18 protein-coding genes and 1 pseudogene are annotated in these 17,019 nt (G+C 64.8%); 15 read left to right on the top strand and 4 right to left on the bottom strand.

Features of this window, described 5'->3' with window-relative positions; all coding sequences use genetic code 11:
• Positions 1 to 36: 36 nt before the first annotated feature.
• Together AZOLI_RS26830 and AZOLI_RS26825 are read right to left on the bottom strand one after the other, a co-directional pair.
• Positions 37 to 1,188, bottom strand: a complete 1,152-nt coding sequence (locus AZOLI_RS26830) for a PLP-dependent cysteine synthase family protein (RefSeq protein ID WP_014189798.1) — start codon at positions 1,186 to 1,188, stop codon at positions 37 to 39.
• Between the two features lie 7 nt (positions 1,189 to 1,195).
• Entirely contained in the window at positions 1,196 to 1,573 is a 378-nt protein-coding gene (locus AZOLI_RS26825) for a Rid family detoxifying hydrolase (protein WP_014189797.1), read from the bottom strand.
• Between the two features lie 176 nt (positions 1,574 to 1,749).
• Between AZOLI_RS26825 and AZOLI_RS26820 the strand changes: the two genes are divergently transcribed.
• The gene (locus tag AZOLI_RS26820; protein WP_044553425.1) at positions 1,750 to 2,217 is read left to right on the top strand and encodes an Lrp/AsnC family transcriptional regulator; all 468 of its coding nucleotides are present in this window, start codon (positions 1,750 to 1,752) and stop codon (positions 2,215 to 2,217) included.
• Here AZOLI_RS26820 and AZOLI_RS32790 read toward each other — a convergent pair.
• Complete coding sequence (locus tag AZOLI_RS32790; protein WP_162488451.1) at positions 2,209 to 2,556, bottom strand: hypothetical protein; 348 nt, start codon at positions 2,554 to 2,556, stop codon at positions 2,209 to 2,211. The two genes, AZOLI_RS26820 and AZOLI_RS32790, sit on opposite strands and share 9 nt — an antisense overlap.
• 90 nt (positions 2,557 to 2,646) lie before the next feature.
• Positions 2,647 to 4,410: a helix-turn-helix domain-containing protein gene (locus AZOLI_RS30750; RefSeq protein ID WP_014189795.1), complete on the bottom strand. Its 1,764-nt coding sequence runs from the start codon at positions 4,408 to 4,410 to the stop codon at positions 2,647 to 2,649.
• Positions 4,411 to 5,146: 736 nt separating this feature from the next.
• On the opposite strand from AZOLI_RS30750, the gene AZOLI_RS26810 reads away from it, so the two are divergent.
• From AZOLI_RS26810 to AZOLI_RS26755, 14 genes and pseudogenes are all read left to right on the top strand, one after another.
• Positions 5,147 to 5,647 (top strand): 4Fe-4S dicluster domain-containing protein, encoded by a 501-nt coding sequence (locus AZOLI_RS26810; protein ID WP_343206335.1) that lies wholly within the window; start codon positions 5,147 to 5,149, stop codon positions 5,645 to 5,647.
• Positions 5,648 to 5,649: 2 nt separating this feature from the next.
• Positions 5,650 to 7,455: an aldehyde ferredoxin oxidoreductase family protein gene (locus AZOLI_RS26805; RefSeq protein WP_044553255.1), complete on the top strand. Its 1,806-nt coding sequence runs from the start codon at positions 5,650 to 5,652 to the stop codon at positions 7,453 to 7,455.
• An 87-nt stretch (positions 7,456 to 7,542) separates the two neighbouring features.
• Positions 7,543 to 7,815, top strand: a complete 273-nt coding sequence (locus tag AZOLI_RS26800; protein ID WP_014189793.1) for a MoaD/ThiS family protein — start codon at positions 7,543 to 7,545, stop codon at positions 7,813 to 7,815.
• A 14-nt stretch (positions 7,816 to 7,829) separates the two neighbouring features.
• On the top strand, positions 7,830 to 9,680 hold the full coding sequence (locus AZOLI_RS26795) for an NADH-quinone oxidoreductase subunit 5 family protein (protein WP_014189792.1): 1,851 nt from the start codon (positions 7,830 to 7,832) through the stop codon (positions 9,678 to 9,680).
• A gap of 30 nt (positions 9,681 to 9,710) precedes the next feature.
• The gene (locus tag AZOLI_RS26790) at positions 9,711 to 10,910 is read left to right on the top strand and encodes a proton-conducting transporter transmembrane domain-containing protein (protein ID WP_014189791.1); all 1,200 of its coding nucleotides are present in this window, start codon (positions 9,711 to 9,713) and stop codon (positions 10,908 to 10,910) included.
• Positions 10,907 to 11,374, top strand: a complete 468-nt coding sequence (locus tag AZOLI_RS26785; RefSeq protein WP_014189790.1) for an NADH-quinone oxidoreductase subunit B family protein — start codon at positions 10,907 to 10,909, stop codon at positions 11,372 to 11,374. The genes AZOLI_RS26790 and AZOLI_RS26785 overlap by 4 nt, the downstream gene beginning before the upstream one ends.
• Positions 11,371 to 12,279, top strand: coding sequence for a respiratory chain complex I subunit 1 family protein (locus AZOLI_RS26780; RefSeq protein ID WP_014189789.1), 909 nt, complete (start codon positions 11,371 to 11,373; stop codon positions 12,277 to 12,279). The genes AZOLI_RS26785 and AZOLI_RS26780 overlap by 4 nt, the downstream gene beginning before the upstream one ends.
• 78 nt (positions 12,280 to 12,357) lie before the next feature.
• Positions 12,358 to 12,831 (top strand): 4Fe-4S dicluster domain-containing protein, encoded by a 474-nt coding sequence (locus AZOLI_RS26775; protein WP_244442658.1) that lies wholly within the window; start codon positions 12,358 to 12,360, stop codon positions 12,829 to 12,831.
• Positions 12,821 to 13,312 (top strand): NADH-quinone oxidoreductase subunit C, encoded by a 492-nt coding sequence (locus tag AZOLI_RS26770; protein ID WP_014189787.1) that lies wholly within the window; start codon positions 12,821 to 12,823, stop codon positions 13,310 to 13,312. The genes AZOLI_RS26775 and AZOLI_RS26770 overlap by 11 nt, the downstream gene beginning before the upstream one ends.
• 11 nt (positions 13,313 to 13,323) lie before the next feature.
• On the top strand, positions 13,324 to 14,403 hold the full coding sequence (locus AZOLI_RS26765) for a hydrogenase large subunit (RefSeq protein ID WP_014189786.1): 1,080 nt from the start codon (positions 13,324 to 13,326) through the stop codon (positions 14,401 to 14,403).
• A gap of 26 nt (positions 14,404 to 14,429) precedes the next feature.
• Positions 14,430 to 14,771 carry a hydrogenase maturation nickel metallochaperone HypA gene (hypA, locus tag AZOLI_RS26760; RefSeq protein WP_014189785.1) on the top strand — a complete coding sequence of 114 codons (342 nt, stop codon included), beginning with the start codon at positions 14,430 to 14,432 and terminating at the stop codon, positions 14,769 to 14,771.
• Between the two features lie 132 nt (positions 14,772 to 14,903).
• Positions 14,904 to 15,258 (top strand): annotated as a pseudogene (locus tag AZOLI_RS32200) (transposase); the annotation flags it as partial.
• A gap of 387 nt (positions 15,259 to 15,645) precedes the next feature.
• On the top strand, positions 15,646 to 15,810 hold the full coding sequence (locus AZOLI_RS32785; RefSeq protein ID WP_162488450.1) for an Arm DNA-binding domain-containing protein: 165 nt from the start codon (positions 15,646 to 15,648) through the stop codon (positions 15,808 to 15,810).
• A gap of 20 nt (positions 15,811 to 15,830) precedes the next feature.
• Complete coding sequence (locus tag AZOLI_RS26755) at positions 15,831 to 16,955, top strand: tyrosine-type recombinase/integrase (protein WP_162488449.1); 1,125 nt, start codon at positions 15,831 to 15,833, stop codon at positions 16,953 to 16,955.
• The last annotated feature ends 64 nt before the right edge of the window (positions 16,956 to 17,019 follow it).

Below are 17,019 nucleotides of genomic sequence, written 5' to 3'. Positions count from 1 at the left end.
TTTCTTGGTGGCGACAGCTCGATTTTTTTCTTTTGTTCAGAGCGGCGCGCCGCCCTGAAGGAACTGCTCGATTCTCTCCTCGACCGCGGCGGTGTCGAAGCCGGCCTGCCGCATCCAGGATTCGTCATGGTAGGTGTTGCGGTAGCGTTCGCCGGAATCGCAGATCAGCGTCACCAGCGACCCGGAGCGGCCGGCATCCCGCATCCGCCCGGCGATCCAGCACAGCGCGAAGAAGTTCGTCCCGGTGGAGCCGCCGACCTTGCGGCCGAGGCGCCGCGACAGCACCCTCATCGCCGCCAGCGATGCGGTATCCGGCACCTTGATCATCTGGTCGATCACCTCGGGGATGAAGGACGGTTCGACGCGCGGGCGGCCGATGCCCTCGATCCGCGATCCGCGCTCGCAGGTCACCGCGGTGCTGCGGCTGGTGAAGCTGTCGTAGAAGACGGAATGTTCTGCGTCGGGCACGCACAGCCGCGTGGCGAGGTGGCGGTAGCGGATGTAGCGGCCGATGGTGGCGGCGGTGCCGCCGGTGCCGGCGCTCATGACGATCCAGTCCGGCACCGGATGGTGTTCGTTGCGCATCTGGTCGAAGATGGACTGCGCGATGTTGTTGGCGCGCCAGTCGGTCGCCCGCTCCGCGTAGGTGAACTGGTCGAGATAGACCCCGCCGAGCCGGGCCGCCAGGGCGGCGGCCTCGGCATAGATCGCCTGCGAACTCTCTACGAACCGGCAGTGGCCGCCATAGAGTTCGATCGCGGCGATCTTCTCCGCCGACGTTCCCTGCGGCATCACCGCATAGAAGGGCAGGCCGAGCAGCCGGGCGAAATAGGCCTCCGAAACGGCGGTGGAGCCCGACGATGCCTCGATCACCGGCGTCCCGTCTCCGATGCGGCCGTTGCAGATGGCGAACAGCAGCAGCGACCGGGCGACGCGATGCTTCAGGCTGCCGGTGGGGTGGGTCGACTCGTCCTTCAGATAGATGTCGAGTCCGGCAAGCGCCGGGACGTCCAGTTTCAGCAGGGGTGTGTCGGGGGACCGCGCCGCCTCGGTCTCCAGCAACCCGATCGCCTGCCGAACCCAGTCGCTTCGGCCGGACTCGGGCAAAGGCGTGAAATCGAGGCGGACGGGGGGGAGCGAGGGCCGGGCGGCCGGCTGCGCGGACAGGATCCGCGGGGAAGCGGTCATGACATCCTCAAAGAGCGATGATGGCGTCGATCTCGACCGACGCGCCCAGGGGCAGGGCCGATACTTCGACGGTCGTGCGGGCAGGGAAGGGCGCCTGGAAGAAGCCGGCATAGACCTCGTTCACCGCCTTGAACTGGCTGAGATCGATGACGTAGACGGTCATCTTGACCGCTTTGCCCAGGCTGGTGCCGGCGGCGTCGGCGATGGCCGCGATGTTGGTCAGGCTCTGTCCGGCCTGGGCCGGCGCATCCGTGCCGGCGAAGCTCCCGGTGGCCGGGTCGATCGGCAACTGCCCGGAGACGAACAGCAGGCCGCCCGCGATGCGGGCCTGAACATAGGGACCGATGGCGGCCGGGGCTTTCTCTGTTGCGATGTGATCGGTCATCGATCTGCCTTTCCTGTGATAGAGGTCGCAATCTGCTTAAAAATCATGCGCACTGCCCTTTGCGGGGCACGCGGATGCACGCGAAATCGGCAATCAAGAAAATCTTTTCTTCAGCTGAGCAGATTTGACAAAATCCTTCGCACCATCATTCGTTTCCCTGAGCGTGCCCTATGACCATCGATGCCACCGACCGCAAAATCCTGGCGGCCCTTCAATCCGATGCGGCCCTTTCGCTCGCCGATCTCGGCAAGCAGGTGGGGCTGTCCACCACCCCCTGCTGGCGCCGCATCCAACGCCTTGAACAGGAAGGGTATATCCGCAAGCGGGTCGTGTTGCTGGACAGGGCAAGGCTGAATGTGGATGTGACGGTCTTCGTGGCGGTCCGCACCAGCAACCATTCCGCCGAGTGGCTGGAGAAATTCCGGAACGTCGTGGCCGGCATACCTGAAGTTGTTGACCTTTACCGTCTAAGCGGTGAGATCGACTATTTGCTGCGTGTGGTCATTCCGGACATCAAAGCATATGATGCATTCTACCGGAAGCTGATCGAGCGGATCGAGCTTCAGGATGTATCGTCAATGTTCGCGATGGAAGAAATGAAGTCAACAACTGAGATCCCCCTTTCCTATGCAGTATCATCGTGAGTGATGATGATTTGTGATCGGCGGGAAATAACCGGAGCCAACTTGATGTTCTGCCGGCCCATGCTTGCGATTGATAATATGCCATAGCTGCCATGATAATTTTTTACTTTTTTGGTTCGGCGCATAGCCGGTGGGAGAAAGTTTTTCTATAAACAGCGCGAAAATAAGAAATTCTTTGGCATCGTTGGGTGGGGCGGTGATGGTCCGAGGCTCTTTTGCCGTTTTTGCGGCGGGGCGGAGATCGGATAAAGCCCTGTCCGCCTCGTCTCTGCCTCCGAGCACGGTGCCGCCAGCAACGTGACAACACCACGCCGATCCACGGACAACGGGTAAAAGCACGCCGGCTATTGGTCGGACCGGCGACGTGCAGCGAGGACGCTTTCTGCGCCTCGGCGCGTCAGCCCCCATCGGAAAAGACTTGCGGTCGAACTATTCCGCTTCGAGTTCGTCCGACAGGAGCTCCAGGTCCGGTATGACAATCGAACTTTTGCCGGCCCGCTGAAGAAGTCCCCTGCGGACCAGTTCAGCAATGATGGTCGATACGGTTTGCCGGGTCGCACCGACTTGCATGGCCAAATCTTCCGCATTGGGGATCGATTCGATGAGAATGCCCCGCGAGGATTTCCTGCCATCGCGTTCAGCCATGTCGGCCAGCAGTCGGACCAGACGATGCTTGACGCTGTGAAATGCCAGGTCTTCGAGCATGCGGATCGATTTCTGCAGGATGCGATTCATCGCCGGCATGACCGACAAGCCAAGATCGGGTTCGCTCTGGGCCAATTCCCGGAACATGGACTCATGAAGAATTATTACTTCGCTGTCGGCTTTCACTTCAAGCATTGTTTGTGGATGAATAATAATGGCATCGCCAACGCCCAAAAAAAACAGTGTCAATTCCTTCCCTTCGTAGGAGGAATATGTGCGCATCTGACCGCTTCGCACAATGAGAATGGTTTCCCCCGCTTCCCCGGTTATCTCCGATCCATAAATGAGGCTGCCCGCCTTCGGTCTCCACACCGAGTGGTGCTCGCTGGGCGAGCCATGGAGCAGGCGTTCCAGAATCTCGTGGGGCAGTGGATATGTTTTTTCTGCAGGGCGTCCGGCCGTGGCGACCGGCTTACGTGCGTCCGGACCGGGTTTGGTGCGGATCGCGGGGGCGTGCGGCTTGTCCCCGGTTCCCGGCGTTTGCAGGCGGGCAAACAGGGTCGTGCCCCCTGTCGTCTGGACGACGCATTCGTCCGAGAATGCATTGCGGCGCACGCTGCTGCACCGCATGGCGAAGAGCTGGTTGAAGCGCACCATGCCGATTGCCGACCAGTCCAGCCCGAGCAGCTCGATGGCATGGCGGTTCGCCCCCACCAGCCGGTCGCCGTCGAAAGCGATCACCCCCTCACGCGGCCCGCCAAGAAGCAAGGGGTTGGAATGGAGATGCATCCGCTCCTGGCAGGCGAAGGTCTGCTCGAACAAGCGGCGTTCGATCTGCTCCGCAGCCCGCCGCAGCAGGGAAAGGGCATAGTGATGCGACACGCTGGATACCGTGGAAAGATCAAGCACACCGATGGTCGCGCCGACCGAATCGATGATCGGCACGGCGGAACAGCTCAGGATGCCGTGCGATTTGAAGAAATGCTCGCCGCCGAAAACGGTTATCTCCGAGCGTTCGACCAGCGCCATTCCGATGGCGTTGGTTCCGATGACGGCTTCGTTCCAGAGCACGCCGGGACGCAGCGCCAACTCGTCGGCCTCTCCGAGGAAGGCGGGGCTGCCGCATCGCGACAGGACGAAGCCGTCCGGGTCCGTGAGAACGACGACTCCCCCAGGGGATTCGATCTCGCGGCACAGTGCCTCGATCTCGGCCCAGGCGGCCTGAACCAGCAGTTCGTTCCGTTCCAGCGCCTCCCGCATCTCGTGCCCCGACACCGGCTCGACCGTCAGCTTCGTTTCAAGATCCAAGCCGTGCCGGGCGCTCCGTTGCCATGAACGCAGGATGGGTTGCGGAACGCTGGCGGGAGCATTGCCGTGTGCCAGGAATCCGCGCCGCGCGGCGATCATCGCTTCCAAATCCCACTTCGCCGTGGCCGCGACCCTTGGTGGTGCGACGGATGCCAACATCGCCCGGTTGTCGGCGCAGCTCATGCAATGACAGCCATCGATACGGCGGCTTTCCGGCACGTCATCTTTCAGCAGTTCCATCACAAGCCGCCTCCCTGGGCCAAAAATTCCTAACCGGCGCAGATACAGTCTTTGGTTTTTTTCTGTGGGTCGCCCGGGAGTTCATGGAAGGTCCCGCCCGCGACTTTGAAAGTCTAAAGTGGGAGGGGTGGGGCGAGCAACGCGACATCCTAACGCGCCCATGCCGGTGTGGCGCCGCAGGTCGCAGAGCCGACAGCCGGGCCCTTCCTACTGTCATTCGGCCGACACGAAAAAAATCGGCACGCTGTCGGCTGGCGGACAGACAATTCCTTCAGGATCGCCGATTTTGAGCAGGTCCGAGGCCACAGCCACAATGGAGCCCAAACCAGAAGGTCGCACAGCCGCAATTCCGTCAGCCCCGCATCGGAACATGAACGGATGAGGCTTGGTCAGCCCTGCGTCGAAGGGCGCGACACTGCAGTACCCCCCCCCACGCGTCGTGTTTGCCGGCGCAGGGCTGACCAAGCCTCCATCTGCCGCGCGTCGATCGCGTTCAACCGACGGGGCGCATCACGCTTCGTCCTGGCGCTCGCCGGGACTTTTTGCCATCGATCATCGCCCTTTGATACGGGTTCCTCACGGAAAGAGTGATCTGTCGCCATCAAAGTAAAACTCCGGCGCCGAACCGACGTGAAGCCGCGTGTTGCTGCAATCAGCAATCAATAGACAGCGCGCGATAAGCAGTCCTGAAACTTACCATGCAGGCAAGGCGGCGCTAAGGCTGAACCGTTGCAGCATGGTTTCGATGAGGCCATCGCCCATGAGCATGATGCTGATGATCCATCCGGACAAATGCACCGGATGCCGTAACTGTGAACTCGCCTGTTCCATGGAACACGAAGGGAATTTCCGGCCGAAGGCGTCGAGAATTCACGTCTACACCTGGGAACGGGAAGGGTTTTCCGTCCCGATGATGTGCCAGCAGTGCAAGGACGCGTCCTGCACCACCGTCTGCATGCCGAAGGCGATGACCCGCAACCCGGCCAACGGTCAGGTCGAGCTGGATCAGTCGAAATGCATCGGCTGCAAGATGTGCGTGCAGGCCTGCCCGTTCGGCTGCGCCTCCTGGGACTTTCTGGGGGCGCAAATCCTGAAATGCGACACCTGCAGCGGCAGCCCGTCCTGCGCCGCGATCTGCCCCACCCACGCGCTCGAGTGGGTCGAGGACACCGTGTCGGCGCAGACCCGCAAACGGACCTTCGCCGCCAAGCTCAAGAACGCCTTCGCGGAGGTCTGATCATGTATGGCTGGATTGGAAAAATCCTGAGGGTCGACCTGACTTTCGGGACGATTGCGACCGAAGCGCTCAACATGGACCACGCGCGCGATTACATCGGCGCGCGCGGGCTGGGCACCAGATACATGTATGACGAGGTCGACCCGACGGTCGATCCGCTGTCGCCGGCGAACAAGCTGATCTTCGCGTCGGGTCCGATGACCGGCACCTTCGCGCCGTCGGCCGGGCGCTACGACGTCGTCACCAAAGGTCCGCTGACCGGCACCATCGCCGCGTCTAACTCCGGTGGCGCCTGGGGGCCGGAGCTGAAATACGCCGGCTACGACATGCTGATCCTGGAAGGCCGCGCGGCCAAGCCGGTCTATCTTTGGATCCAGGACGGCAAGGTGGAGATCCGCGACGCCGCCCATCTCTGGGGCAAGGACGTGCCGGAGACCACCGAGGCGCTGAACGAGGAGACAGCGCCCGACGCCAAGATCGCCTGCATCGGCCCGGCGGGCGAGAAGCTGTCCTACATCGCCGCCATCATGAACGACATGCAGCGCGCCGCCGGCCGCACCGGCGTCGGCGCGGTGATGGGATCGAAGAACCTGAAAGCGGTGGTGGTGCGCGGCACGGGTGCCGTCACCGTCGCCGACAAGACGGGCTTCGTGGACGCCGTCGTCAAGGCCAGCACCATGGTCAAGGAGCATCCGGTCGGCGGCACCGGCCTGCGGCTCTACGGCACCAACGTGCTGGTCAATATCCTCAACTCGATCGGCGGCCTGCCGACCGCCAATTTCCAGGACGGTCATTTCGAGACGGCCGACAAGGTGGGCGGCGAAACGCTGGCGGCCAACCAGCTGCAGCGGCCGAAGGGCTGCTTCTCCTGCATCATCTCCTGCGGCCGCGCCACCAAGGTCAGCAACCCCAAATACAAGGGCGAGGGCGAGGGACCGGAATACGAGACCGCCTGGGGCTTCGGGCCGGATTGCCGGATCGACAATCTCGACGCGGTGATCAAGGCCAACTATTACTGCAACGAATACGGCCTCGACACCATCTCGATGTCCAGCACCGTCGCTTGCGCGATGGAGCTGTTCAACCGCGGCATCATCACGCTGGAGGACACCGAAGGGCTGGAACTCGACTTCGGCAATGTCGACGCGATGGTCGAGGCGGTGCGGCTGACCGGGCTGGGCGAGGGCTTCGGCAGGAAGCTGGCGCTGGGCTCCTACCGGATGGCGAGCCTCTACGGTCATCCGGAACTGTCGATGACCGTCAAGAAGCAGGAGATTCCGGCCTACGATCCGCGTGCGGTGCAGGGCATCGGTCTGAATTACGCCACCAACAACCGCGGCGGCTGCCATGTCCGCGGCTACACCATCAGCCCGGAAGTGCTGGGCGTGCCGTTCAAGGTCGACAAGGACAGCATCGACGGCAAGCCGGAACTGGTGGCTCTGTTCCAGAACCTGGCGGCGTCGATCGATTCCACCGGCTCCTGCCTGTTCACCACCTTCGGCATGGGCGCTCCCGAATATGCCGAGCTGATGACGGCGCTGACCGGCTTCGCCTACACCGGCGACAGCTTCATCGAAGCCGGCGAGCGGATCTGGAACCTGGAGCGGTTGTGGAACCTGAAGGCCGGCCTGACCGCAGCCGACGACACGCTGCCGCCGCGCCTGCTCAACGAGCCGCTCAAGACCGGTGCGTCGAAGGGGGCGGTCAGCCGCCTGCTGGAAATGCTGCCGGTCTACTACACCGTGCGCGGCTGGGATGCCGAGGGCGTTCCGACCAAGGAAAAGCTGAACGCGCTGTCGCTCTCCTGAGCCGGCCCCGCCACCGCCGCGGAGCATGCTTCGCGGCGGCGTGACGGCCGCCGGCAGCGCCGGGCGGCGTGCAAGGATGCGTGCTCCATGAGAGTTTCCTACTTCGCCCTGCTGCGCAACGCGACCAAGACATCCAAGGAAGAGTGGACGCAGCCGGCTGCGACCGTCCGTGACCTCATGCGCGATCTGGTGGCCAAGTATGGACCGGAATTCGCCCGCTGGGTCATGAAGGACGGGGAGCTTGCCGGCTTCTCGATCATCCTCGTCGACGGCCGCGACGTGCGCAGCCTTCAAGGGCTCGACACCCCCCTCACGCTTGAATCCGACATCTTCATTTTTCCCCCGCTTGCCGGGGGATGAGAAAGAGATGGGTCATGCTAGCCATAAAACTTCCCATCCTTCTGCTGCTTGGCGGCTTCGTCCTGCAACTTCTGCTCGCCCGGCTGCTGACACCCGTCGGCAAGGGCGTGCTGGCGACCGCGGCGGTCTTCGCCTCCTTCATCGCGTCGCTGACGCTGGTGCCCGCCAGCATGGACGGCGCCGTGATGCAGGCGGCACTTCTCGCCCCCTGGGACGGGCCTCTTTCCATCGGTCTGCGCATCGACGGGCTGAGCGTCCTGTTCATGGTGATGGGAACCGGCATCGGCGCCGCCATCCTGCTGTTCTCCGTCCGCTACATGGAGCATGAGGAGCAGGGCACCACGCGCTTCTACGCCATCATGCTGGTCTTCATCGCCGGGCTGCTGGTGCTGGCGAGTGCGGCCGACATGCTGGGCGCCTACATGGCCTGGGAGGTGATCGGGCTGTGCTCCTACAGCCTGGTCGGCTTCTGGTACCGCGAGAAGGTGGCGACCGACGGCGCCCGCAAGGTGCTGGTCATCACCCATCTGGCGGGCTACGGCTTCCTGATCGGCATCGTGCTGGTCTATTCCCGCGCCGGCAGCTTCGACTGGACCGATCCGGCCGTCGCCACCGCCTTCACCTCGGGCGTCGCGGCGCTGTTCATCGTCGCGTCGATGGCCAAGTCGGTGATGTTTCCGTTGCACACCTGGATCCCGGAGGCGATGAACGCCCCGACGCCGGTGTCGGCGCTGCTGCATTCCGCCTGCTACGTCAAGGCCGGCGTCTACCTGATCGCCCGCATGTATGTGGTGGGCGACGGCCAGTGGCATGCGGCGCTGGAAGTGCCGCTGCTGGCGGTCGGCTGCGTCACCATCCTGGTCGGCGTCATCTTCGCCATGGCGCAGACCGACCTGAAGCGGTTGCTCGCTTTCCACACGGTCAGCCAGCTCGGCTACATCGTCGTCGGGCTGGCGCTCGGCACCGATCTCGGGATGGCGGCGGCGCTGTTCTATTGCTTCAGCCATGCGCTGTTCAAGGGCACCCTGTTCGTCTGCGCCGGCGCCATCCAGCACGCCTGTGGAACGCGCGACCTGCGCCAGCTCGGCGGGCTCGCCACCGCGATGCCGGGAACGGCGAAGGTGTGGATCGTCGCCGCCGCCTCCATCGCCGGCGTGCCGCTGACCAACGGCTTCGTCGCCAAATGGCTGGTCTTCAGCGCGGCGCTCGACAAGGGGTTGCTGATCGTCGTTCTGATCGGCTGGATCGGCAGCATCCTGACCGCCTTCTCCTTCCTGAAGGCCACCGTCAACGCCTTCTACGGCGTGCCGTCCAAGGCGCTGCTCGGCAAGCACATCCACGAAGCCTCGCCCAGCATGCTGGCGGGCATGGGCTCCATGGCGGTGATGTGCCTGGTCTTCGGGCTGGCGCCGCAGCTGCTGATGGTGCCGATCATCGCCCCCGCCGTGCAGTCGCTGGGCTTCGACTGGCAGGTGCAGATGAGCTGGCTCGGCATCCTGACCGACCGCGGCAGCATCGCGATGACCGTCGGTGGCGCGGTGGTGCTGGCATCGGCCATGCTGGGACTGCTGGTCTACCGGCTGGCCCAGGCGCCGGCTCCCGGTCTGGTCTCGGTCTATTCCGGCGGCGAGCCGCTGCCGGCCGGCGACCGGCCCGGTGCGGTCGATTTCGCCGAGCTGGCCGAACACGCCTTCCATCCCGTCTATTCGCTCGATCCCGACCCCGTCTACCGCAGGATCTGGGACAGTCTGAACCAAGTGGCCGGCCATGCCCAGGGCATCGCGCGCACCATGCTGGAAGACCGTCCGCTCATCCCCATCGGTTTCGTCGCCACGGTGGTGACGGTTGCCGTCTGGCTGGTCTGAGCGCCGTCGCGATCCTCGATGGAGTTATCCATGAACACGGTGCTGATACCGCTTTTCGCCGGGATTGCGCTGGGCGTCGGATTGTACGCCAGGGCGATTCCACAGGGCGGCCGGTCCTGGTGGTGCTTTGCCGCCGCCACTGTCGCGCTCGCCGTCGCAGCCCGTCTGGCTGGACATTCCTGGCTCGCCACCCTGCTCTCCGGCGCGGCCGAACTGGTGGCCGTCGGCATGGTCTGGAGCAAGGGCACGCCCGAGGCCGTCGCCGCCGCGCGCAAATACCTGACGGCGGTCGTCCTGGCGTTCATTGCGACCACGACCGCGCTGGCCTTGACCGGCCTCGGCACGGTCCAGCCCGCCGCACCCTTCGACAAGCTGGCCGTGGCGCTGCTGACGATCGGCTTCGCCCTGAAGCTCGGGCTGGTGCCGGTCTATTTCTGGCTGCCGGCGGTGGCGCGCGCCTCGTCGGCGATGACCACGGCCCTGATCATCGCGGTGGTGGATGTCGGCAGCTTCTGCGAACTGCTGGCTCTGCGCGACACGGCGCCCTGGATGTTCGAAGCCTATTCCACCCTGTGGGTGGTCCTGGCGATGGTGTCCCTGCTGGGCGCCGCCCTGCTCGCCCTGGCGCAGACCGAACTGAAGCCGATGCTGGCCTTCTCGTCGATCGACGACATGGGCTACCTGCTGCTGGGGCTGACGGCCGGAGGCGCGGATGGGCTGGCGGGAGCGTGGCTGGGCATCTTCGGCCATGCCCTGGGCAAGATCGTGCTGTTCGGTGCGGTCGGCGCGGCGGAATGGCATCTGGGCCGGCCGGTGACGCTGGAGACGCGGGGGCTGTCCTCGGTGCTGCCGGTCGCCAGCGCGTCCTTCATGCTGGGGGCGCTGGGCTTCATCGGCATTCCGCCGACCATCGGCTTCGTCGGGCACTGGCGCCTGTATCTGGCCGGCCTGGAGCTGGGTGGCCCGATGCTGGTCGCCGCGCTGTACGCCGCCTCGGCCATGGGGCTGCTCTGCTACATCCGCGCCATCCATCGCGTGTGGCTCGGCCCGCTGGGCGTGGCGGACAGCGGCCGGGCGCTGCCGCGCATGGCCGCGGCGGTCCTGCTGGTCTTCGCGATCGCCCCGGTGGCCTTCGGCCTCGTTCCCAATCTGCTGCACCCCGACCTGCTGCACTCGGGCGTGAATGCCCATCCGCATGTGGCGGCGGTCCTGACCGGGAGTGTGAAATGAACCTCTTCGAGCGCGTCATCTCGATCGCGCGGCGCAAGTCGCCCTGGATCTGCCGTCTGAACGCCGGGTCCTGCAACGGCTGCGACATCGAGATCACCCCCCTGCTGAGCCCGCGCTACGACGCCGAACAGCTGGGCATCGAACTGCACGGCACACCCAAGCACGCCGACATCGTGCTGATCTCCGGCACGCTGACCCTGCGCTCGCGCAAGGCCATCCTCGACATCTACGATCAGGTGCCCAGCCCGAAGGCGGTGGTGGCGCTGGGGTCCTGTCCGGCGACCGGAAACGTCTTCGCCGGCAGCCCGCTGGTGCTGAGCGAGTCGCTGGAGACCATCGTCCCGGTCGACGTCTGGGTGCCCGGCTGTCCGCCGCGGCCTCAGGCCATCCTGGACGGTATCGCCCGCGCCGCAAAGCTGCTGGAGGACGGCGCAACCAAGAGCCAGTTCCGGAGGGCGTCATGAGCGAGGCATGGAGATATCTGCTGGCCTTCGGCGTTTGGCCCGGCCTGCTCTGCGCGGCCCCGCTCGGCTGGCTCGAACTCTGGTTCATGCGCAAGCTGGTGGCGCGGCTGCAGGGCCGCCAGGGCCCTCCCTTCTTCCAGCCCTTCTTCGATTTCATGAAGCTGCTGGGCAAGGAAACGGTGATTCCAAAGGGTGTCGGCCGGGGCATCTTCCTGGCGCTGCCGTTGGTGTCGCTGGCTTCGGTGACGGCGGCGCTCGCCATCGTGCCGCTGCCGGGCAACCCCATCCCGTCGCTGCCGGGCGACGTGGTGCTGCTGCTCTATCTCATGGAGGTTCCGATCCTGTGCGAGGTGCTGGCGGGCTATGTCAGCCGGTCGATCTACGGACAGGTCGCGGCGATGCGCGAGGCGATCCTGTCGCTGGCCTACAACCTGCCGTTCCTGGTCTCCATCATCGCAATGGCCCAGCATGCCGGCGGCTTCCAGATGCAGGCGCTGCAGGCGGCGCCCTACAGCGTCGTCCATGTCGTCGCCGCGCTGACTTTCCTGATGGCGCTTCCGGCGCGGATGAAGCTCAACCCCTTCTCCATCGCCAACGCCGAGCATGAGATCGTCGCCGACAGCCATATCGAATACAGCGGCCCGCCGCTGGCGCTGTTCAAGCTGTCGCACGCCATCGAGATCGTCCTGCTGACCGAGCTGTTCGCCGTGGTCTTCGTGCCGGCGACGCCCTGGCCGCTGCTGAACGGCGCGATCTATCTGGCCGTCGGCTTCGTGCTGCTGGGCCTGCTCACGCTGCTGGCGACATCCACGGCACGGCTGCGGGTGACGCAGGCCTTCCGCCTCTACTGGGTCTGGGGCGGGCTCGCCTCGGCCGTCACCATGGCCGCGACGCTGGTCTGGTAAAGGATTTCCGCCATGGGCATGCTGAAAACCGTCTTGAGCAACCTGCTCCGGCCATCGCGGACCCGGGACCCGGCGGACATGCCGCCCGTGCCCGCCGTCTACCGCGGCGCTCTCGGCCATGACGCCGGCCGCTGCACCGCCTGCGGCACCTGCGCCTTCGTCTGCGCGCCGAAGGCCATCACCTTCACCGAGGTGCCCGGCGCTTCAGTGTCCTGGCACTTCTACATCGGCCAGTGTTCGTTCTGCGGGCTGTGCGAGCAGAATTGCCCGACCAGGGCGATCAAGCTCCTCTCCGCCGTTCCGGACGCGATGAACAGCGGGACCGGCGACGGGATGAGGCTGGAAAGCGTCATCCGGCTTCAGGCCTGCACGCGCTGCGGCAGCGCCCACATTCCGCTGCCGGAATCCGCCATGGATGGTGCCTGGTCCGAAAAGGAGAAGGGCTATTGCCCGGACTGCCGCCGCTGGGCGGCAAGCGCGAAGCTGCGCGACGCCTTCGTCCCCGAGGGCGCCGGCGCACCGGCAAAGGAGGGCTCCGGCCATGGTCGCTGATCTGACGGGTGCTGATCTGATCGACAGTGATCTGATCGGCCGGATGAAGGCCATTCCCGGCGTCGTGTCGGTGGCGGCGCGCACCGGCGCGCTGTGGGTGGAGGGGCCGTTGCTGGACGTGGAGGCGATGGCCGCCGCCATGGAATCGCTCGGCATCCGCATGGGCACCGTCACCGCCATCCCGCTGGGACAGGGCGGCGAAACGGTGATGATCTATCATTACACGGACGAGAAGCAGGTCATCAATTTCAAGACGCGCACCCGCAACGGGATGCTGGCGTCGCTGTCGCCGTCTGTGCGCGCGGCTTCCTGGGCCGAACGGGAGATCAACGACCTGTTCGCTGTCGAATTCCCCGGCCACCCCAATCCGGTGCCGCTGCTGCGCCCCGAGGGGTTCGAGCCCGGGATGCTGCGCGAAGCCATGTCCACCCCGGCGGTCATGGCGAAATCCCCCACATCCCCGCTTGCGCGCGGCAAATAGGAGTTCCGGTCATGCCATACACCTTTCCGCTCGGCCCCTATCACCCCGCCCTGGAAGAACCCTTCAAGGTCAACGTCCAGTGCAAGGCGGAGGTCATCGAATCCGTCAATGTGGAGGTCGGCTTCAGCTTCCGCGGCATTGAGCTGCTGGCGCAGAAACGGAACTGGGTCGAGGTCATCACGCTGATCGAGCGTGTCTGCGGAATCTGTTCCAACACCCATGCCATGACCTTCTGCCTTGCGGTCGAGAAGATCGCGGACCTCGAACTGCCCAGGCGCGCGGCGCACATCCGCCTGATCATCGCCGAACTGGAGCGTCTCCATTCCCACCTGCTGTGGGCCGGCGTCGGTGCCGAGGACATCGGCTTCCATTCGCTGTTCATGGAGGTGTTCAACCTGCGTGAACTGGTGATGGACACGCTGGAGGCGATCAGCGGCAACCGGGTGAATTACGGGATGAACTGCATCGGCGGCGTCCACCGCGACATCCCCAACCCGGCCGATTACCTGCCGATGCTGGACCATCTGACCAAGGTCCTGACCGAGGTGGTCGTGCCGACCTTCACCGAGAATCCCACCGCGCTGGCCCGCACCCGCAACGTCGGCCCGCTGAGCAGGGAAAAGGCCGTCGAATGGGCGGTCGTCGGCCCGGTGGCCCGCGCCTCCGGCCTCGACATCGACGTGCGCAAGGACGAACCCTACCTGACCTACGGCGAACTCGGGTTCAACAGCATCGTCCGTCCCGAGGGCGACGTGCTGGCGCGCGTGGTGGTGCGGGCGCTGGAGATGCTGGAAAGCGTGCGGCTGATCCGCGAAGCGCTGCTGACCATGCCGGCGGGTCCCCTCAAGGCGGTCGACGGGCTGCCGACCATTCCGGTCGGCGAGGCGACGATGCGCACGGAGGCGCCCCGCGGCGAGGCCTTCTACTACGTCGCATCGGAGGGCGGGAGCACCCCGGCGCGCGTCAAGATCCGCACGCCGTCCTTCGTCAACATCCCGGCCATCGAGGCGATGGTGATCGGGCAGCCCCTTGCGGACCTGTCGATCATCCAGGCGTCGGTCGATCCCTGCATCTCCTGCACGGACCGCTGAGGTCGCCGGAAGCGGGAGGCGAGGCCATGCACGAGCTGTCGTTGAGCGAGAGCATCATCGCCCTGGTGACTGATTGCGCCGGTCTCGAAGGGGTCAGGCACGTTTCGCGCGTGACCGTGGACATCGGCGAGGCTTCGGCCGTCGATCCCCAGGCGCTGCAGTTCTGCTTTCCCCTCCTGTCGAAAGGCACGGTTGCGGAGGGTGCCGAACTGGTGATCAACCGGATCCCGTTGAAAGTCCGCTGCGCCGACTGCCGGGCCGAGTACCGGCCGGATTCGCCGATCGCTCCCTGTCCTGCCTGCGGCAGCCACGCCAGGGCGGTGCTGGAGGGGCGGGAGTTGCGGGTGGTCTCCTTCGACGGCGCGTGACGCGGCCGGGCAGCGCAGGTGCGGCCCCTCCCTATCGCTGGCGATGCCTTGCGCAACACGCATCAATCCGGTTCGTGGTGCGGGACGTCGGCGCAGCCGGTAAAGAGGTGGGCTCCGCCGCCGAGTACCCGCATGCCGTATAAGCACAATGAACCGCGCCGTCATCGGATCCCGAAGGCCAAGTACATGGTCGAGAACTGGGGAGAGTACAACCGGGCCCTTCGGCAACGCGGGAGCCTGACGAACTGGGTGACACCCGAGGCTCTCGCGGGAAGGGCACCCGCCGTCACCGGCCGGAGAGGCCGTCCAGCAGCCTGCTCGGACATCGCCATAGAGGCCGGGGTCATGAGACCGGGGTCACGCTGCGCTTGGCCTTTGGCGCCCCTGGCGGCAGATGGAGGGACTGCTGCGCTCCATTGTCCAGGTCCTCGGCATGGAGTTGCCAGTTCCCGATTACACGACGTTGGCCCGACGCAGTGCCCGCCTGAAATCCGGGAGATAGCGGGCAGTTTGCCCGGAGTCCGATTTATGCAACAATGCCGCTGGGGATCGGTCCCGGTCCTTGGATTGGTGAGATGTCTGCTGCTTACCGCACTTGGTAAGCCGATCACACACCACTCTCTAAGTGCTTGAAAGGGAATGGTGCCCAGGGACGGAGTCGAACCGCCGACACGGGGATTTTCAGTCTAGGGTATCCGGCTACGCCAGGGTATCCAGCATTGCGCTTTCATGCGATAAGCGATTGAAACTTAACATATCCGTCTGCGCCATTGGCCGATATCCCGTACCAAAATACTCTTTCTGGTGCTTACCGCTCGCTTACCGAGCTTCTGTGCTGAGCGCGTCATGGCTCTGATCCGCGGGAGAAGCGCCGATGCCGAAGCTTACCAAACGTGTGATCGACGGCATCAAGCCGGATACGAAGGAAACGGTCGTCTGGGACGACGAGTTGTCCGGGTTCGGTCTGCGTATCAAGCCCTCTGGGCGCAAGACGTATGTGGTTCAGTACCGAGGGACGGAAAAGATTCACGCCGCCTGACGCTGGGCACCCATGGCCCGATGACGCCGGAGCAAGGGCGTCGAGCGGCGTTGCAGGTGCTGGCGGCCGTTCAGCGTGGGGAAGACCCGGTCGCAGATGTGAAGGCCGGCAACGCCGCGTCGACGATGAACGACCTTGCCGACCGCTATCTCCAGCAGCATGCCGCGTCGAAGAAAAAGGCCAGCAGCGCCCGCAAGGATCAGGACAATCTCCGTCTTCACGTCCGTGCCCAAATCGGACGCAAGAGGGTCGCCGACAAAACCCGGGCGGATGTCGCCTCTCTTCATCACGGCATGCACGGCACGCCCGGTGCCGCCAACCGGGTGCTGGCATTGCTGTCCAAAATGTTCAATCTCGCCGAGAAATGGGGCCTGCGCCCCGATGGCAGCAATCCCTGTCGGCATGTGGAGCGGTATCCGGAACGGCGGATGGAGCGCTTTCTGTCGGACAAGGAATTTGCCGCTCTTGGCCAGACGCTCGACGATGCGGAGCGTTCGGGTGCCGAACCGACATCGATCATCGGCATCGTCCGTCTCCTGCTGTTCACAGGAGCCCGGCTTTCCGAGATCCAGACGCTTCGCTGGGATTATGTCGATCTCGTCGCGGGAAGGGCGCGCCTGCCGGACAGCAAGACCGGTGCGAAAACCATTCACCTCAACGCCCTGGCGGTCGGGGTCTTGACGGCGTTGCCGCGGACCTCGGGGTGGGTGTTTCCGGGCGCCGATCCGGCAGCGGCGCTGGTCAACCTTCGCAAACCCTGGCATCGCATTCGGGAAGCGGCCACCGTCCGCTTGTGGAGCGCCGATCCATCCGACCCGATCACGACAATCATCGCGGGGTTGCGTGACCGTCTGGAGCGGACGCCGAGTGTTGCCGAATGCCAGGACGCTGCTGCGATCGCCGGTATTGCGCTGCCGCCGGGGCTGAGCGATGTTCGGTTGCATGACCTGCGCCACTCCTTCGCGTCCGTTGGAGCGGCGAAAGGGCTGTCCCTGCCGGTCATCGGCGCGTTGCTTGGGCACACCCAGCCGGTGACAACGCAACGCTACGCCCATCTCGTGGCATCGCCGCTTCGCCAAGCGGCCGACGTCATCGGGCTTCACATCCAGGAGACGTTTCGATTGCGGGGCGAGAAAGCCACGTGATTCAAGGTGATGGGGACAGCCTAATGGATGATGGTGTGAGCGTTTCGGACGGGGGGACAGTTCC

It is taken from the genome of Azospirillum lipoferum 4B (genome assembly GCF_000283655.1).
GTDB classification, from domain to species: domain Bacteria; phylum Pseudomonadota; class Alphaproteobacteria; order Azospirillales; family Azospirillaceae; genus Azospirillum; species Azospirillum lipoferum_C.
Note: the sequence above shows the minus strand (reverse complement) of the source record. Positions and strands in the feature narration are given on the sequence as shown.

Excerpts from the sequence above, each read along its gene's own strand:
- AZOLI_RS26805 (WP_044553255.1), top strand. The coding sequence starts at position 5,650 with ATGTATGGCTGGATTGGAAAAATCCTGAGGGTCGACCTGACTTTCGGG.
- AZOLI_RS26775 (WP_244442658.1), top strand. The coding sequence starts at position 12,358 with ATGCCGCCCGTGCCCGCCGTCTACCGCGGCGCTCTCGGCCATGACGCC.
- AZOLI_RS26785 (WP_014189790.1), top strand. The coding sequence starts at position 10,907 with ATGAACCTCTTCGAGCGCGTCATCTCGATCGCGCGGCGCAAGTCGCCC.
- hypA (WP_014189785.1), top strand. The coding sequence starts at position 14,430 with ATGCACGAGCTGTCGTTGAGCGAGAGCATCATCGCCCTGGTGACTGAT.
- AZOLI_RS26765 (WP_014189786.1), top strand. The coding sequence starts at position 13,324 with ATGCCATACACCTTTCCGCTCGGCCCCTATCACCCCGCCCTGGAAGAA.
- AZOLI_RS26770 (WP_014189787.1), top strand. The coding sequence starts at position 12,821 with ATGGTCGCTGATCTGACGGGTGCTGATCTGATCGACAGTGATCTGATC.
- AZOLI_RS32785 (WP_162488450.1), top strand. The coding sequence starts at position 15,646 with ATGCCGAAGCTTACCAAACGTGTGATCGACGGCATCAAGCCGGATACG.
- AZOLI_RS26780 (WP_014189789.1), top strand. The coding sequence starts at position 11,371 with ATGAGCGAGGCATGGAGATATCTGCTGGCCTTCGGCGTTTGGCCCGGC.
- AZOLI_RS26825 (WP_014189797.1), bottom strand. The coding sequence starts at position 1,573 with ATGACCGATCACATCGCAACAGAGAAAGCCCCGGCCGCCATCGGTCCC.
- AZOLI_RS26795 (WP_014189792.1), top strand. The coding sequence starts at position 7,830 with ATGCTAGCCATAAAACTTCCCATCCTTCTGCTGCTTGGCGGCTTCGTC.
- AZOLI_RS26755 (WP_162488449.1), top strand. The coding sequence starts at position 15,831 with ATGACGCCGGAGCAAGGGCGTCGAGCGGCGTTGCAGGTGCTGGCGGCC.
- AZOLI_RS26810 (WP_343206335.1), top strand. The coding sequence starts at position 5,147 with ATGGTTTCGATGAGGCCATCGCCCATGAGCATGATGCTGATGATCCAT.
- AZOLI_RS26800 (WP_014189793.1), top strand. The coding sequence starts at position 7,543 with ATGAGAGTTTCCTACTTCGCCCTGCTGCGCAACGCGACCAAGACATCC.
- AZOLI_RS26830 (WP_014189798.1), bottom strand. The coding sequence starts at position 1,188 with ATGACCGCTTCCCCGCGGATCCTGTCCGCGCAGCCGGCCGCCCGGCCC.
- AZOLI_RS26790 (WP_014189791.1), top strand. The coding sequence starts at position 9,711 with ATGAACACGGTGCTGATACCGCTTTTCGCCGGGATTGCGCTGGGCGTC.
- AZOLI_RS30750 (WP_014189795.1), bottom strand. The coding sequence starts at position 4,410 with ATGGAACTGCTGAAAGATGACGTGCCGGAAAGCCGCCGTATCGATGGC.